The organism is Caballeronia cordobensis (genome assembly GCF_001544575.2).
Taxonomy (GTDB): domain Bacteria; phylum Pseudomonadota; class Gammaproteobacteria; order Burkholderiales; family Burkholderiaceae; genus Caballeronia; species Caballeronia cordobensis.
In genome coordinates this window covers 1-15,098 of sequence record NZ_FCNY02000011.1, presented here as the reverse complement: position 1 = coordinate 15,098, position 15,098 = coordinate 1, and the positions used below count along the sequence as shown (strand labels likewise).

Annotated in this window: 16 protein-coding genes; 12 read left to right on the top strand and 4 right to left on the bottom strand. The window is 63.4% G+C overall.

From position 1 onward, the window contains the following. Positions 1–3 precede the first annotated feature (3 nt). The 11 genes from AWB70_RS21725 to AWB70_RS21675 all read left to right on the top strand — a co-directional run bounded on the left by AWB70_RS21725 (position 4) and on the right by AWB70_RS21675 (position 11,280). The gene (locus AWB70_RS21725; protein WP_053571031.1) at positions 4–1,035 is read left to right on the top strand and encodes a TRAP transporter substrate-binding protein; all 1,032 of its coding nucleotides are present in this window, start codon (positions 4–6) and stop codon (positions 1,033–1,035) included. A 14-nt stretch (positions 1,036–1,049) separates the two neighbouring features. Next, the gene (locus tag AWB70_RS21720; RefSeq protein WP_235024323.1) at positions 1,050–2,948 is read left to right on the top strand and encodes a TRAP transporter large permease; all 1,899 of its coding nucleotides are present in this window, start codon (positions 1,050–1,052) and stop codon (positions 2,946–2,948) included. 3 nt (positions 2,949–2,951) lie between these two features. Continuing rightward, positions 2,952–3,368, top strand: coding sequence for a thioesterase family protein (locus AWB70_RS21715; RefSeq protein WP_053571033.1), 417 nt, complete (start codon positions 2,952–2,954; stop codon positions 3,366–3,368). Further along, positions 3,365–4,291 carry an amidohydrolase family protein gene (locus tag AWB70_RS21710; protein ID WP_053571034.1) on the top strand — a complete coding sequence of 309 codons (927 nt, stop codon included), beginning with the start codon at positions 3,365–3,367 and terminating at the stop codon, positions 4,289–4,291. Before AWB70_RS21715 ends, AWB70_RS21710 begins: the two co-directional genes overlap by 4 nt. A 17-nt stretch (positions 4,292–4,308) precedes the next feature. Further along, positions 4,309–5,259 carry an amidohydrolase family protein gene (locus tag AWB70_RS21705; RefSeq protein WP_053571035.1) on the top strand — a complete coding sequence of 317 codons (951 nt, stop codon included), beginning with the start codon at positions 4,309–4,311 and terminating at the stop codon, positions 5,257–5,259. 118 nt (positions 5,260–5,377) lie between these two features. Continuing rightward, positions 5,378–5,980 (top strand): DUF1326 domain-containing protein, encoded by a 603-nt coding sequence (locus tag AWB70_RS21700; RefSeq protein ID WP_014194139.1) that lies wholly within the window; start codon positions 5,378–5,380, stop codon positions 5,978–5,980. Positions 5,981–5,982: 2 nt separating this feature from the next. Then, positions 5,983–6,774, top strand: coding sequence for a DUF2182 domain-containing protein (locus tag AWB70_RS21695; protein ID WP_053571036.1), 792 nt, complete (start codon positions 5,983–5,985; stop codon positions 6,772–6,774). Positions 6,775–6,950: 176 nt separating this feature from the next. After that, entirely contained in the window at positions 6,951–8,483 is a 1,533-nt protein-coding gene (locus tag AWB70_RS21690) for an ATPase domain-containing protein (protein WP_053571037.1), read from the top strand. Further along, positions 8,480–10,213, top strand: a complete 1,734-nt coding sequence (locus tag AWB70_RS21685; RefSeq protein ID WP_053571038.1) for an ATP-binding protein — start codon at positions 8,480–8,482, stop codon at positions 10,211–10,213. Before AWB70_RS21690 ends, AWB70_RS21685 begins: the two co-directional genes overlap by 4 nt. Positions 10,214–10,229: 16 nt before the next feature. Then, a complete protein-coding gene (locus tag AWB70_RS21680; protein WP_053571039.1) occupies positions 10,230–10,712 on the top strand; it encodes an NUDIX domain-containing protein in 483 nt (160 codons plus the stop codon). Between the two features lie 103 nt (positions 10,713–10,815). Next, a complete protein-coding gene (locus tag AWB70_RS21675; protein WP_053571040.1) occupies positions 10,816–11,280 on the top strand; it encodes a ribonuclease in 465 nt (154 codons plus the stop codon). A gap of 43 nt (positions 11,281–11,323) precedes the next feature. Here the strand turns inward: AWB70_RS21675 and AWB70_RS21670 are convergent, their stop codons facing one another. Together AWB70_RS21670 and AWB70_RS21665 are read right to left on the bottom strand one after the other, a co-directional pair. Continuing rightward, positions 11,324–12,484 carry an iron-containing alcohol dehydrogenase gene (locus AWB70_RS21670; RefSeq protein ID WP_053571041.1) on the bottom strand — a complete coding sequence of 387 codons (1,161 nt, stop codon included), beginning with the start codon at positions 12,482–12,484 and terminating at the stop codon, positions 11,324–11,326. Between the two features lie 122 nt (positions 12,485–12,606). Beyond that, a complete protein-coding gene (locus AWB70_RS21665; protein WP_235024322.1) occupies positions 12,607–13,149 on the bottom strand; it encodes a TetR-like C-terminal domain-containing protein in 543 nt (180 codons plus the stop codon). Positions 13,150–13,395: 246 nt separating this feature from the next. On the opposite strand from AWB70_RS21665, the gene AWB70_RS21660 reads away from it, so the two are divergent. Then, positions 13,396–13,971, top strand: coding sequence for an NnrU family protein (locus AWB70_RS21660; RefSeq protein ID WP_053571043.1), 576 nt, complete (start codon positions 13,396–13,398; stop codon positions 13,969–13,971). Positions 13,972–14,005: 34 nt separating this feature from the next. Here AWB70_RS21660 and AWB70_RS21655 read toward each other — a convergent pair whose 3' ends face one another. Continuing rightward, positions 14,006–14,605, bottom strand: coding sequence for a hemerythrin domain-containing protein (locus tag AWB70_RS21655; protein WP_053571044.1), 600 nt, complete (start codon positions 14,603–14,605; stop codon positions 14,006–14,008). A 282-nt stretch (positions 14,606–14,887) separates the two neighbouring features. Next, positions 14,888–15,098 (bottom strand): hypothetical protein (locus tag AWB70_RS39340; RefSeq protein WP_235024321.1); only part of this gene is annotated, 211 nt, incomplete at its 5' end.

Sequence of the window (15,098 nt, the reverse complement as noted above, 5' to 3'; positions counted from 1 at the left end):
AACATGAGTGGAACCATCACGCGTCGGGACTTCCTGACGACGGCGGGCCTGGCCGTGGCCGCCACGGCGGCGGGCATCGCCGCGCCGAGCCGTGCATTCGCGCAAGCCGCACCCATCGTGCTCAAGTATGCGAGCAGCCTGCCCGACAGCCATCCGCTCAACGCGCACATGCGCGAGGCGTCGGCGGCGATCAAGAAGGAAACGAACGGCCGCGTCGATCTTCAGGTTTTCGCGAACGCGCAAATGGGCGGCGACACCGACATGCTGTCGCAAGTGCGCGCGGGCGGCGTCGATTTCATCCCGCTGCCGGGCGCGATCCTGTCGACGCTCGTGCCGGTCGCATCGATCGAAAGCGTGCCCTTCGCGTTCAAGAGCTACGACGACGTATGGGCCGCGATGGACGGCGATCTCGGCCGCCACGTGCGCGAACAGGCCGCGAAAGCAGGGCTGATCGCGATGGACAAGGTCTGGAACAACGGCTTTCGCCAGATCACGAGTTCGACGCGCCCCATCAAGACGCCGGCGGACCTGAAGGGCTTCAAGATCCGCGTGCTGGTGAGCCCGCTATGGACGTCGATGTTCAAGACCTTCGGCGCGGCGCCCACCGGCATCAGCATCAACGAGACGTACTCGGCGTTGCAGACGAAGGTCGTCGAAGGCCAGGAGAATCCGCTCGTCGTGGTGCAGTCCGCGCGCTTTTACGAGGTGCAGAAATACTGCTCGCTGACGGGGCATATCTGGAACGGCTTCTGGCTGCTTGCAAGCGGCAAGACCTGGCCGAAGCTGCCGAAGGACGTGCAGGAGATCGTCGCGCGCAACGTCAATGCCGCGGCGATGAAGCAGCGCGAGGAAGTCGTTCGTCTGAACCAGAGTCTCGAGCCGATGCTCACGGCCAAGGGCGTCACGTTCAACAAGGTCGATCAGCAGGCGTTTCGCGCCGACTTGCAGCAAAAGGGCTTCTACGCCGAATGGAAGAAGAAGTACGGCGATGCGGCATGGGGTCTTCTCGAGAAGTATTCCGGGCAGCTTTCGTGAGGAAGGGGCGGATCATGAGCACTGACGTTTCCATGGCGACCCTGCCTGTTGCGGCCGCGGGCAAGCCGCTCGGCCCGGTCGCGAGAGCGGGTCATCTTCTCGATGCCTGCATCCGCTGGTCCACCGAGCTTTGCGCGGCGGCGCTCGTGGTGGCCGAAGTGGTGCTGCTGTTCGCGAACGTGTTCTATCGCTACGTGCTTCACGATCCGCTGATCTGGGGCGACGAACTGGCGACGCTGCTTTTCATCTGGCTCGCGATGCTGGGCACGGTCATCGCCTTGCGCCGCAACGAACACATGCGGCTCACGACCTTCATTGCGCATCTCGAACCGGTGAAGCGCGCGTTCGTCGATACGTTCGGCGCGGTGGTCGTCATCGCGTTCATTGCGATGCTGCTGTCGCCGGCGTGGGAATACGTGTCGGAAGAGTGGGCCATCACGAGCGCGGCGCTGGAAATATCCAACGGCTATCGCGTTGCGGCGCTCGCGGTCGGTCTCACGCTGATGCTCGCGATTTCCGTCGCGCGTCTCATGGAGCAGGCGCGGCCGTCGCACTTCGTGATCTCGGCGGCGGTGGTCGGCGGCATCGCGCTCGCGCTGATGACCTTCAAGGCCGCGATGACATCGCTCGGCAACTGGAACCTCGTGATCTTTTTCGTCGTCGCCGTCGTGTTCATGGTGTCGATCGGCGTGCCGATCATGGTCGCCTTCGGGCTATCGACCGTCGCGTACCTGAACACGGTGACGATGACCCCGATGCTCGTCGTGCTGGGCCGCATCGACGAAGGCATGTCGAGCCTGATCCTGCTCGCCATTCCCTTGTTCGTGTTCCTCGGCGCACTGATCGAAGCCATGGGCATGGCGCAGGCGATGATCCGCTTTCTCGCTTCGCTCATCGGCCATTTCAAGGGCGGGCTTTCTTACGTGCTGATCGGCGCGATCTATCTCGTGAGCGGCATCTCCGGTTCCAAGGCCGCGGACATGGCCGCCGTCGCGCCCGCGCTCTTTCCGGAGATGAAAAAGCGCGGCGAGGACGAGAACGAACTCGTCGCCATGCTGAGCGCGTCGGGTGCGATGTCGGAGACCATTCCGCCGAGTCTCGTGCTGATCACCATCGGCTCGGTGACGGGCGTGTCGATCTCCGCGTTGTTCACGGGCGGCTTCATGCCCGCGATCGTGGGCGCGCTCGCGATGATCGTCGTGATCTGGCTGAAGAATCGCAAGCGCGACCTGAAGGAAGTCGAGCGCGCGAAGCCGCGCGAAGTCGGCAGGGCATTTCTGTTCGCGCTGCCCGCGCTCGCGTTGCCGTTCGTGATCCGCGCGGCGGTGGTCGAAGGCATTGCGACGGCGACCGAAGTGGCATCGGTCGGCGTGGCTTACACGTTCGTCGTCGGGCTCCTGTTTTATCGCTCGTTCAAGTGGAACCGGCTGTATCCGATCATCGTCGGCACGGCTTCGCTGTCGGGCGCGATCCTGATCATCATCGGCTGCGCGACGGCGATGGCCTGGGCGCTGACGCAATCCGGCTTCTCGCATCAACTGGCGCAACTCATGTCCACCGCGCCCGGCGGATCAATGGGCTTCCTGCTGATATCGGCCGTCGCGTTCGTGCTGCTTGGCAGTTTCCTCGAAGGCATTCCCGCGATCGTGCTGTTCGGCCCGCTGCTCTTTCCGGTCGCGCGCCAGCTCGGCATCAACGATGTGCATTACGCGATGGTCGCGATCTTCGCGATGGGCCTCGGCCTCTTCGCGCCGCCATTCGGCGTGGGCTTCTACGCGGCGTGCGCGATCGCGAAGGTCGATCCGGACGGCGCAATGAAGCGCGTGTGGCCGTATCTGGGCGCGCTTGCGGTCGCGCTTCTGGTGCTCGTCGCCGTGCCCTGGGTGTCCACGGGCTTTCTTTCCCAAAACTGAAACATGATCAACGATTCCTTGCGCGCAGGCGCCACGCATTCGCGAACGATCGAAGTCGATCGCGAGCGCACCATTTCATTTCTCGGCGAAGACCTTCGCATTTACGCCACGCCGAAACTGATCGACGATATCGAGCGGACGTGTCTCGACTATCTGCTCGATTTCGTCGGCGCGGGCGAGAACTCGGTGGGAACGGCCGTCGATATCGCGCACACCGGCGCGACCTTGCTCGGCATGAGCGTGCGCATCGAGATAAAAGTGGCGAGCATCGACGGGCGCGCCGTGAAGTTCGATATCGCCGTGTTCGACGATATCGAGCAGGTCTGCGCGGGCGGCCATTCGCGCTTTGTCGTGAATGTCGAAAAACTCAAGGCGCGCGTCGCCGAAAAAGCGAGCCGGGCCGGCATCGAATCCGCATGAGCATGAATGACATCGCGCCGGACGACATTCCGATCATCGATGCGCATCATCATTTGTGGGATCTCGCGGCGGGGCGTTATCCGTGGCTGCAGGACGCGTATCACGAGGACTTCTTTCTCGGCGATTACCGCAGCCTGTGCCGGAACTTCCTTCCGGAAGACTATCTCGCGGCGACGGGCGCGCAACCCGTGATCGGCACCGTGCACGTCGAGGCGGAACGCGCGCGCGACGAGCAGGTCGCGGAAACGCGCTGGCTGCACGAGGTGCATGCGCGCCGCGGCTTTCCGGGCGCGGTTGTCGCGCATGCGTGGTTCGATACGCCGGACACGGAGGGGATCCTCGCGGCGCACGCCGCGTATCCGCTCGTGCGCGGGATTCGCTCGAAGCCGGTCACGTCGCCGAGGCCCGGCGAGCGGCTCGACGATCGTCGCGGCACGATGCACGACCCGGCCTGGCTGCGCGGCTTCTCGTTGCTCGAAAAGTTCGGCTTTTCGTGGGACTTGCGCGTGCCGCCGTGGCATCTCGCCGATGCGGCCGAGGTCGCGGGCATGTTTCCGAACATCGGGATCGCCTTGAATCACACCGGCTTTCCGTGGGACCGGAGCGAAGACGGCCTGGTCTCATGGCGGCGCGGCATGGAGCGGCTCGCGAAGCAGCCCAACGTATGGGTGAAGCTGTCGGAATTCGGCCTCAAGGACGCGCCCTGGAACTACGACGATAACCGGCGCATCGTGCTCGACGCGATTTCTATCTTCGGCGTCGAGCGCTGCATGTTCGCGAGCAATTTTCCGGTCGCAGGTTTGCGGATCAGTTACGACGTGCTCGTCGACAGCATGAGAAGGATGCTCGAACCGCTCGGGCGCGATGCGCTGGAGAAGATTTTCTATCGGAACGCGCAGCAGTTTTATCGCGTCGTGGTTTAAGCGAGGAGAAACAGTCCATGTTGGACGCCAATGCATTGCGCCGCCGGTTTCTCGAAAGCGGCGCGGACGACGATCTGCCGATCGCGGACGCTCATCAGCACTTCTTCGATATCGAGCGCAACTACTATCCGTGGCTCGCGGACAAGCCCGTGAAGCATTTCCGCTACGGCAATTACGACGCGATCCGGCGCACCTTCCTGCCCGGCGATTACTTTCGCGCCGCGGGGCATCACAAGATCGTGAAGACGGTGCTCATCGAAGGGGAATGGGACCCGGCCGATCCGCTCGGCGAACTGCGCTGGGTCGAATCGCTGCGGCGCGAGCAGGGCTTTCCGCACGCGATGAGCGCTCAGGCGTGGCTCGATCGCGAAGACGTGGACGCCGTGCTCGATGTCTATGGCCGTCATCCGCTCGTCAGGGGGATTCGGCACAAGCCGGCCGCGGTCGCGCGCGCCGACCATAGGGATGATTTCGCCGCGCCGGGATCGATGCGCGATCCGAAGTGGCGCGACGGTTACGCGAAACTGCGCGAGCACGGCCTGTTGTTCGAGCTTCAGGTGTTCTGGTGGCATTTCAACGAGGCGGCCGAACTGGCGCGCGATTTTCCGGACACGCAGATCGTCATCAACCATACCGGCCTGCCGGCGGATCGTTCCGCGGAAGGCCTGAAAGGCTGGCGCGACGCGCTCGAACGGGTCGCGCGGGAGCCGAACGTGCATCTGAAGATTTCGGGCATCTGCATTCCGGGGCAGCGCTGGAGCGTGGAGGCGAACGCGCCCGTGGTGCATACCGCCATCGACGTGTTCGGCGTGCAGCGCTGCTCGTTCGCCAGCAACTTTCCGGTGGATGGCGTGGTGGACCGCATGACGGATATCTTCGATGGCTTCAAGACGATCGCCGCGCGATATTCGATCGCGGACCGGCTGGCGCTCTTTCACGACAATGCCGTTCGCGTCTACGGAATGTGACACCGTCGCTGTATACGCTGCTTCAATCATTCGCCGCACCCGCATGCTTTGATTCGCGCCCGCTTAACGCCTACAACAAAGAATGCCGGGCGAGGGTCGTCCCGGTGCGGAGGCGAAAATGAGCTATCGACTGATGGGCAGCATCCTGGAAGTGTGCGAGTGCAAGATCCTGTGTCCGTGCTGGGTCGGAGAAGATCCCGATAACGGCACGTGCCGCAGCGCGATTGCTTACCACTACGAGCAAGGCACGATCGACGGCGTCGATGTGTCGGGCATGACGGTCGCGTTCGCGGCGTTCATTCCCGGCAACGTGCTGCAAGGCGGCTGGCGCGTCGCGATGTTCGTCGACGAGCATGCGAGCGACGCGCAATTCGACGCCCTCGTGAGCGTGCATCGTGGCGAGCGCGGCGGACCGCTCGCGGATATCGTGAAGCTGATCGGCGAAATGGTGTCGGTGGAACGCGCGTCGATCGAATACACGGTCGTCGACGGCAAGGGCCGGATGAAGGTCGGCGAAACCATCGAGGCCGACCTGGAGCCTTATCGCGGTCCGACCGGCGAGCCGACGCGGCTGGTCGAAAGCATCTTTTCGACGATACCCGGCTCGCCCGCTTTCGTCGGCAAGGCCACCGCGTTCCGCCTGCGTCACGAGCATCTCGGGCTCGACCTGAATTTGACGGGGCATAACGCGATTCAGGGATCGTTCAGCTTTACGTCGTGACGATGCGCCCGCGCTTGCGCCTGTTCGCGCCGCTCTTCGCCGCGTTGACGGCGGGCGCGTGGATCGTGCTGTGGCTGTGGGATGCGGGGCCGTATGCGCGCTATCTGCATCAAACGAGCTGGACCGAGCTGCCGGGCGTCGGCGCGCTATGCCGCGCGGCGCCCGGGGCGAGCATCGCGCTCGCCGCGACGCTGCACAGCGCCGCCTGGCTTTTGATGATCGCGGCGATGATGCTGCCGACCGCTTTCCCCCTCTTCGACACCTTCAGGCGAATGACGGTCGCGCGCGACGAGCGGCGCACGCTATTGAGCTTGCTGATCGCCGGTTACGCGGCGGCGTGGGCGCTGTTTGGCCTCGTCGCGCATGGCTTCGATGCGGCGCTGCATCGCCTGGCGGACGAGTCGCCGATGCTGCTCGTGAACGGCTGGATGATCGGCGCCGCGATCGTTGCGTTCGCGGGCCTTTACCAGTTCAGCCGCCTCAAGACGCGATGTCTCGACAAATGCCGCTCGCCGCTGATGTTCATCACCGAGCATTGGCGCGGCCTGAGCGCGCGCCGCGAGAGCTTTATGCTCGGCGCCGGTCACGGCATTTTCTGCATCGGCTGCTGCTGGGCGCTGATGCTGCTGATGTTCGCGGTCGGCATGGGCAGCGTTGGCTGGATGCTGGCGCTGGGCGCGATCATGGCGGCCGAAAAGAATCTGGGCTGGGGCAAGGCCATCGGCAAGCCGCTCGGCGTCGCGCTGATCGCGTGGTCGGCGTGGATCGTCGCGGCGAATACGCTTTTCGTCTGAGCGAAACGTATTCGCCGTAGCAGGGTGATCAGGCACGAAACTTGCGCCGCGAACTTCGACTCGGAAGCGTCGCCTGCCGTGAGAATGATCGCGATATCAGATGAGCGGGCGGATAAACTCCCACTGTGGCTCGGTTCGCCGTTGCGCCTCGCCCACAGCTAACTTCTTATCGATCCATGCCTGACGCACGACCTGCTCGCATCTCCTCCGGATTGCCGGAACTCGACGACATCCTCAATGGCGGTTTTCCATCGAGCCGCCTGTACCTGATCGAGGGCGCGCCCGGCTCGGGTAAAACGACGCTGGGCCTTCAGTTCCTGCTTCGCGGCGTCAAGGCGGGGGAGAGGGTTCTCTTCATCACCCTTTCCGAAACCACCGCTGAACTCGCCGAGGTGGCGGCCGCCCACGGCTGGAGTCTGGACGGCATCTCCATCTTCGAAATGGAGGCGACGGAACTGTCCCTCGGCATAGACGGCGACCAGAGCATCCTGCATTCCTGGGAAATCGAACTGGGCGAAGTGGTGCGCCATATCACGCGCGAGGTCGAGCGAATCAAGCCGGCCCGGGTCGTCTTCGATAGCCTGTCGGAGCTTCGGCTTCTCGCTCAGGACCCGCTGCGCTTTCGCCGCCAGTTGCTGTCGCTGAAGCACTTCTTCAACCACAACGACGCAACCGTGCTGCTCATGGACGACATGAGCGCCCGAGGCTCGCATGACGTCGATCTGCACAGTCTCTCGCATGGCGTGGTGACGCTGGAGCGCCTCACGCTCGATTTCGGCATCGCTCGCCGCCGGCTGCAGATTCAGAAGCTGCGCGGCAGCGCGTTCCGCGAGGGCTATCACGATTTTGCGATCCGGCAAGGCGGCTTGCAGATCTTTCCGCGTCTGGTTGCACTGGAGCATCACACCGAGTTCGCGGAAGAGTTCTTGCCAAGCGGCATGCCGGGCCTCGACGCAGTGCTGGGCGGTGGCCCGCTCAGAGGCACGAGCACGCTGCTCATGGGCCCCGCCGGCTCGGGCAAGACCACCATCTCGCTGCAGTTCGCCGCTCAGGCGTGCGTGCGCGGCGAGCGCTGTGTGATCTATGAGTTCGACGAGCGGATCGGAACGCTGCTGGTGCGGGCGAAAGGCATCGGCATCGACTTGCGCGAGCATCTCGATTCCGGCCTGCTACAGATACGGCAGATCGATCCCTCCGAGATTTCGCCCGGCGAATTCACCAGCATGGTCCGCAGCGAGGTCATGGAGAACAATGCGCGGCTCATCGTTATCGACAGTCTGAGCGGTTATATCTCGGCGATGCCGCAGGAAAAACAGCTCATCCTGCAATTGCATGAATTGCTCTCGTTTCTGAACCAGCAGGGCGTGGCCACCTTTCTGATCAACCCGCAGCAAGGTCTGGTCGGGAGCATGCAGGGGGGCTCGCTCAACATCAGCTATATCGCCGATACGGTCATCCTGCTGCGTTTCTTCGAAGCGGGGGGACGGGTCCGCAAGGCGCTTTCGGTGCTCAAGAACCGGGGCAATGTGCACGAAAGCACGATCCGCGAGTTCACGATCAGTTCGCGTGGACTGGAACTCAGTGAACCGCTCACGCGCTTCACCGGCGTGCTGACGGGGACGCCCACGTTCACGGGCGGGCCAGGCCCGTTCAAGGAGCGGCATGATCCGAACGAGTCCGATGGCGGAAGCGGCAAACATCGAGCATGAAGCCTTTCTCCCGTCACGTCGTCATCTTTGCCCGCTTCGGGCGCGATGCGCCCACCGCCGAATCGCTGCTGCGCAAGCGCCGGATCGAGACGAGCACCGCCGCCACGTTCGAGGAGCTCGTCGCGGCCATCGACCCGTATGTGGGCGCGGTGCTCCTCACCGACGAGTCGCTGTCGGGCGCGGACCTCTCCGCGCTTGCCGAGAAGCTCGACGCGCAACCGTCGTGGTCGGACATACCCTTCGTCGTTCTGACGCAGCGCAGCCGTCTGGAGGCGATACATCAGCGGCATCTGGTGGGGCTGCTGCCCGCGCGAATGACCAATCTCGTCTATGTCGAGCGGCCCGCGAGCGCGCTCACGCTGACGAGCGCCGTCGAGGCGGCGCTGTCCGGGCGCGAGCGGCAGTTCCGGATACGCGACGAACTGAGAGCCGCCGCGCAGATGAACGAGCGGCTCAGCGTGGCCGAAGCGACGCTTGCGCGAAGCCATCAGGATCTGGAGCGGCTGGTCGCGGAGCGCACGGCCGAGCTCAGGAAAGCCAATGCCCGGCTTTGGGACGAAATGGAAGAGCGCAAGCGCGCCGAAGAAGCATTGGCGCACGCGCAAAAAATGGAAGCCGTCGGCCGCCTGACTGGCGGTATCGCGCACGACTTCAATAATCTCTTGATGGCGCTCGTCGCCAATCTGGAACTCGCGCGCCGCCGGCTCGGAGAAGAGCATCCGGTCCTGCCGTTTTTGAACAACGCCTTTCGCGCGACCGAGCGCGGTTCGAAGCTCTCGGGTCAATTGCTCGCATTCTCGCGCATCCAGAAGCTGGTTCTGGAGCCCGTCGATGTCGACGCGCTGATGCACGACCTGATCGATCTTGCGCGCCACTCGCTCGGCATCGGTCATTCCATCGAGACGAAGTTTCAGGGCACAGATCTGTGCGTCGTCGCCGATCCGAATCAGATCGAACTCGCAATACTCAATCTCGTGAACAACGCGCGCGACGCGATGGAAGAGGGCGGCGTCATCACGCTATCCACGCAAAAGCGCGTGCTCGACGAAACGGATGCCGAGCTGCCTGCCGGGCAGTATGTCGAGATCGCCGTGTCGGATACCGGAACCGGCATCGATCGCGAATCGCTCAAGCGCATCTTCGACCCGTTCTATACGACCAAGCCCGTGGGCAAGGGGACGGGCCTCGGCCTCGCGCAGGTCTGGGGCATCGCCCATCAATGCGGCGGCGCGGTGCGGGTCAGCAGCCAGATCGGCAAGGGCACCTGTTTCTCGATCTGGTTGCCCGTCAGCGAGTCGACGCGCGAGATCGTGGAAGAGGCAAGGCCTGCACCGAACGGTCACATCGACGACGATCGCGCCGCCGCGGCAACCTCGGTGCTGGTGATCGACGACGACGACAACGTGCGTGAATCGCTCGTTGCCGGCCTGCTGCTCGACGAGTTCAGCGTGCGCGAAGCGCGATCGGGCGCTGACGGTCTCGCGATGATCACCGACGATTTTCCGAGCGTGCTCGTCGTCGATTTCGCGATGCCGTTCATGAACGGAGCGGACGTGGCGCGTGCCGCGCAGAAGATCCGCCCCGGCTTGCCTATCGTGATGGTGACGGGGTATTCCGACACGGCCGCGTTGGACGGCGTCGCCAACGCGCAGATTTTACGGAAGCCCTTCGAGCTTGCCGAACTGGGCAGACAGATCAGTTCGCTGCATCAGTCCGCACTGAGATCATGAAAGACAAGGAGGCTGCATGCCAGGCATCGAGCCAGCGCGACCGGCAACGCTTCTCGACCTCGTCTGGCGGATGCTGCTTCGCCTCGCCTTCCCGCTTGCTCGCATCTGGTGGCGCGTTCGACGGCCTCGCCACGAGGGCGCGCTCGTCGCGCTCTATGTCGGGCAGGCGCTCTTGCTGTTGAAGTCATCGTACCGGTCGGAATGGAATTTCCCGGGCGGAAGCGTGCACGCGGGAGAAACGCCCGAAGCGGCGGCGCAGCGCGAAATGGAAGAGGAGATCGGGCTGCCTCCGCATCCGCTCCTTGACGCGGGCAGCGTGCACGGAGACTGGGACGGACGAAGGGACCGCGTTCATTTCTTCGAGCTGCGCCTCGATGCGCTTCCCGCGCTTCGGCTCGACAATCGCGAGATCGTGGCGGCGCGGCTCGCGTCGCCGGACGAATTGCGCGGGCTGGCGCTGACCGAGGCGGTGGTCGCCTGGCTCGGCAGAGTCGAGTGAAAAATTTCTATTTCCCGCCGCGCATTGATTTCGCGCCGCGACTAGCGATACCCTTGAATCATTGGTTGTCGTCGAATGCTGGTCAACCCGGAGACACCGTTTCGTGAATCGAGCGCTGGCTTTAACCTGCATCGTCGTCTTGAGCGCGGTGCTCGGCGGATGCAAGGACGAATCGCGAAAGGCGGCTCAGGATGCGGGCGCATCCGCGAGTCAGGCGTCGGCGCCGCCTGGACTGGCTGCAAGCGGCCCGCTCGCCGCATCGGGTGCGCAGGGGAGTGCGCCGGGCTCCGTGACACGGGCGCAATTGCCGGCGGAAGCAGCCGAAACGCTGCGTCTGATCAAAGCGGGCGGCCCTTTCCCGTTCGGCGAAGACGGCGTCCTGTTTCGCAACAGCGCGACACTGCTGCCGCAGCATCCGCGCGGTTACTACCACGCGTACACGGTTCGCACGCCCGGCTCGGCGGATCGCGGGCAACGCCGCATCGTATGCGGCGGCCCGCGCAAGCACACGAACGACTGCTACTACACTGAGGATTATTACGCCAGTTTCAAGCGCATTTCGGACTGATGGTTATTGATTCGTCATCCGAATCAAATGATGCTGGTTTGAGTCAAAGCGCGGCCTCGTAGATTGCGAGCGCGGCCGTCTCGGTCATCTCGCGCGGGTTGTTGATGAGCAGACGCTGCTGCTTCATCGCGTCGGCGGCGAGCATTGGCAGATGCGATTCTTCGACGCCCACGTCGCGCAACGTGCGGGGAATGCCGGTTTCGTTCACGAGCGTCTGCATCGCCTGGATGAAGGCTTCCGTCTTTGCTTCGATGCCGTCATCGGCGGCGGCGCAGCCGAGCGTGTCGGCAAGCTCCGCATACAGCGCGGCGGCGGCGGGCGCGTTGAAGCGCAGCACATGCATCAGCACGAGCGCGTTCGACAGACCGTGCGGCACATGGAAGTGTCCGCCGAGCGGATACGCGAGCGCGTGCACGGCGGCCACCGGTGCGTTCGAGAACGCCTGGCCCGCAAGTGTCGCGCCGAGCAGCATGGCTTCGCGGGCGGCGCGGTCGCGGCCGTCGCGGCACGCGGGCAACAGGTTCGCGTAGAGCAGGCGCAGCGCTTCCTTCGCGAGCATGTCGGAGAGCGGATTCTTCAGGCGCGCCGATGTGTACGCCTCGATCGCATGCACCATCGCGTCGATACCCGTCGCGGCCGTTGCCTGCGGCGGCAGGCCGAGCGTGAGTTCGGCGTCGAGCAGCGCGAGATCGGGATAGAGGATCGGCGAAACGACGCCGCTTTTCGTGGTCGCGCCCGTCGTCACGATAGAAATGGCCGTGACTTCCGAGCCGGTGCCCGCGGTCGTCGGCATCAGCACGAGCGGCAGCCGCGGGCCTTCGACATTGCCGACGCCGTACATCTTCTCCAGCGGCTGAGCGGACGCGCACAGCACGGCGATAAGCTTCGCGACATCCATCGACGAGCCGCCGCCGAGACCCAGCACGATTTGCGCGCCGCTCGCCTTCGCGCGCGCGGCGGCATCGAGCACGACGTGATCGGGCGGATCGGCGATCACGTCGTCGATCACGGTGACTTGCCAGCCTTGCGCGGCGAGATCCTCAAGCGCAGGCGCGATCAGGCCGCTTTCATTGAGGAAGTGATCGGTGACGAGCACGAGACGGCGTTCGTCGCGATAGCGCTCGCGCAGCAGCGTGCCGAGGCGACGCGCGCCGCCGAAATCGACGAGGAGCGAGGGAACCGTGGTGAAGCTGAATGCGTTCATGCGATGCGCCCTGGTGAGAGAGTCGATACGATTTCCGAGTCTATATCAGAAAGCAAACCTTCGGGCATAAGCGATCAAAGCTTGTCTGAGTTAATTACTTCGATATCCGAATGAATCTTCAACTAGCGCGTCTTCTTCTTTGCAACCGGTTCGTTCATCAATCGTCCGCCCCCTGACTTGAGGATCACATCGAGTAGCGCCATGGCATCCAGACCCCCGGACAGACTGGCGACGATGGGATCGAGACGGCCATCGATCTTCAACATCGCGAAGCCGTGGACCAGCGACCACGCAGTGACCAGCCGTGCGGCGCCGTCCGCCGAGAGCGTATCGTGCGGGCCGGGTTGTGCGCCCACCGCAACGCGAACGACCGAGGACGCGGCGGACATGGCTTCCCGCAGATTCGGCCGGTCGATATCGAGCCGTTCGCTTCGAAACATCAGCAGAAACAAGCCGGGAAAGCGGATCGCAAATTCAACGTAGGCGCGCCCGATCGCCGCCAGCCGGGTTTCTGGCGTGTCGGCATCAGCGGCGGCCGAAGTCAGGCAACGTTCGAAGCGTCGAAAGCCCACGGCCGCCAGTTCGCTCAGCAAGCCCGCGACGTTCTCGAAGTGATTTTTCGGCGCGGCGTGAGATGCGCCCGCCTCGCGTGCGGCGGCGCGCAAGGTCAATCCGTCGATGCCGTCGCGCGCCAGTATCCGCTCTGCGGCTTCCAGCATGGCTTCTCGCAGCGAGCCGTGGTGATAAGGGCGTGCCGCGCTTTTCGCCGGTGCGCGCGGTTTGGATTTCGCGGTTGTCTTCGTTGTTCTGGTTGCCATCGCCGTGCCTCATGTTGACATCGTCAATTTTAACTTGACGCGCGGCGAGATGGAATCTAATCTTGATGTTGTCACTGTCAATATTCATCGATCATGGTCATCTTTATTGCGGGTCTCGTGGTGTTCCTGGTAATCCATTCGGTTTCCATCGTTGCGCCGCGTTGGCGAGACACGCAAGCGGCTCGGCTGGGCGAGCGGCCCTGGAAGGGGCTGTATTCGCTCGCGTCCATCGTGAGTTTCGTCGCGCTGATCTACGGCTATGGAATCGCGCGGCACGCGCCGGTCGTGGTCTACCTGCCGCCGGTGGCGCTGCGGCATCTGGCCCTGCTGCTCATGCTCCCCGTGTTCCCTCTTTTGATCGCGGCCTATTTGCCGGGGCGCGTCAAACGCTTCTTTCGGCATCCGATGCTGCTCGCCGTGATCCTTTGGTCGGTGTCGCATCTGATTGCCAACGGGACGCTCGCGGACGTGCTGCTCTTCGGCGGCTTTTTGGCGTGGGCTGTGGCGGACCTGATCTCGGTGTCCCGGCGATCGATTCAGCGGCCCGTGCCGGGCGTGCCGGCGTCAGCCGCCAACGACGTGATCGTGATCGTCGCGGGGCTGGCCCTGTACGCCTTCATGCTGCTGTGGGGGCATGCGCGTCTGACGGGATTCTCGCCGCTTGGATAACTTCGAGGCTCGCGATGACGGTGCCCCGGCTCGCTCAAGCGTCCTCGCGTGCTTCTGCCACCGCCGGCACCGCATTGGTGATCAGACGATAGAGGCTTCCAAGCGTCTCGCCCTCGAACGTGGCCTCGCCAAACGGGTCGAGGCGCTTCTCGGCGGCTGCATCGATAAGTGCCCAATCGCTTTCGGTGAAGAAGCGGTCGGCGGCCGGAAGGATCACCGCTTCCTCGACGCGCCTGTGATTCGCGCAGAATTCGACGTACTGCTCCATGAGCGTGCGCAGTCCTGGCAGAACCGAATCGCCCTTCAGTTCGAAGCGCGTGAGCGCATGCTCCAGATTGCGCAGACGTGCATCGCCTTCGATGTGTTCGCATCGCAGTTCGTCGAGCACGTCGTCGAATTGGTCGGTGCGGCTCCGCAGCGTCGCGAAGAGGTAGCGATCCTCCATCGGATGATGAAACTGCTCGGGATATTCGCGGATGTAGTAGAGCATCGCGCGTAGCACGATGGGGTCGGGCGCCGGCCGGCCCTCACCGAGCATGCGGACGAAGTCGAGCATGGCCGCTGTCACGGAGGCGAGGCGCCTGTGATCGAGCTGGATGACGTGGATCGCGGCGCGTTCTGTTGCATCGTTCATGGCAGATCCAGTCGGGCGGAAGCACCCATGCGAGGTGATGGACCGATTCTTTCACCTCGGCGCGTCTGCGCGATTGATCTGGATCAGTCTGCGCGTCCGGTTTCAGTCGATCGATGCGTTTGGATTCGGACCGGCGACCAGACGCGAAGTTATGCGCCCCAAATTTATTTTCGAAAAGGTGCTTGACGACAGCAAAATACGTCCGCATAATTCGCCTCCCGTTGAATGACGGCGCGCAAGAAAGCAAGCGAACAGCGAAGCAAATTCATTGCGTAATGCTCTTTAAAAACTAACAGCCGATAAGTGTGGGCGCTTGATAGCGAGTGCGGCTGGTCTTTCGGGATCAGCAATAGCAAAAGTATCAAGAGTCTCACACGAAGTATCAGAGGAAGGTTTTTTCATCTTTGGATGGAATAAATCATCGTCAGTACGTTGAGTGAGCGACCGGTTCTTAACGGAACCGAAAACAGTAACAGGTTTGAACTGAAGAGTT

Bases quoted from the DNA above. Each gene is read 5' to 3' on its own strand.
- AWB70_RS21725 (WP_053571031.1), top strand. From the start codon at position 4: ATGAGTGGAACCATCACGCGTCGGGACTTCCTGACGACGGCGGGCCTG.
- AWB70_RS21720 (WP_235024323.1), top strand. From the start codon at position 1,050: ATGAGCACTGACGTTTCCATGGCGACCCTGCCTGTTGCGGCCGCGGGC.
- AWB70_RS21715 (WP_053571033.1), top strand. From the start codon at position 2,952: ATGATCAACGATTCCTTGCGCGCAGGCGCCACGCATTCGCGAACGATC.
- AWB70_RS21710 (WP_053571034.1), top strand. From the start codon at position 3,365: ATGAGCATGAATGACATCGCGCCGGACGACATTCCGATCATCGATGCG.
- AWB70_RS21705 (WP_053571035.1), top strand. From the start codon at position 4,309: ATGTTGGACGCCAATGCATTGCGCCGCCGGTTTCTCGAAAGCGGCGCG.
- AWB70_RS21700 (WP_014194139.1), top strand. From the start codon at position 5,378: ATGAGCTATCGACTGATGGGCAGCATCCTGGAAGTGTGCGAGTGCAAG.
- AWB70_RS21695 (WP_053571036.1), top strand. From the start codon at position 5,983: ATGCGCCCGCGCTTGCGCCTGTTCGCGCCGCTCTTCGCCGCGTTGACG.
- AWB70_RS21690 (WP_053571037.1), top strand. From the start codon at position 6,951: ATGCCTGACGCACGACCTGCTCGCATCTCCTCCGGATTGCCGGAACTC.
- AWB70_RS21685 (WP_053571038.1), top strand. From the start codon at position 8,480: ATGAAGCCTTTCTCCCGTCACGTCGTCATCTTTGCCCGCTTCGGGCGC.
- AWB70_RS21680 (WP_053571039.1), top strand. From the start codon at position 10,230: ATGCCAGGCATCGAGCCAGCGCGACCGGCAACGCTTCTCGACCTCGTC.
- AWB70_RS21670 (WP_053571041.1), bottom strand. From the start codon at position 12,484: ATGAACGCATTCAGCTTCACCACGGTTCCCTCGCTCCTCGTCGATTTC.
- AWB70_RS21660 (WP_053571043.1), top strand. From the start codon at position 13,396: ATGGTCATCTTTATTGCGGGTCTCGTGGTGTTCCTGGTAATCCATTCG.
- AWB70_RS21655 (WP_053571044.1), bottom strand. From the start codon at position 14,605: ATGAACGATGCAACAGAACGCGCCGCGATCCACGTCATCCAGCTCGAT.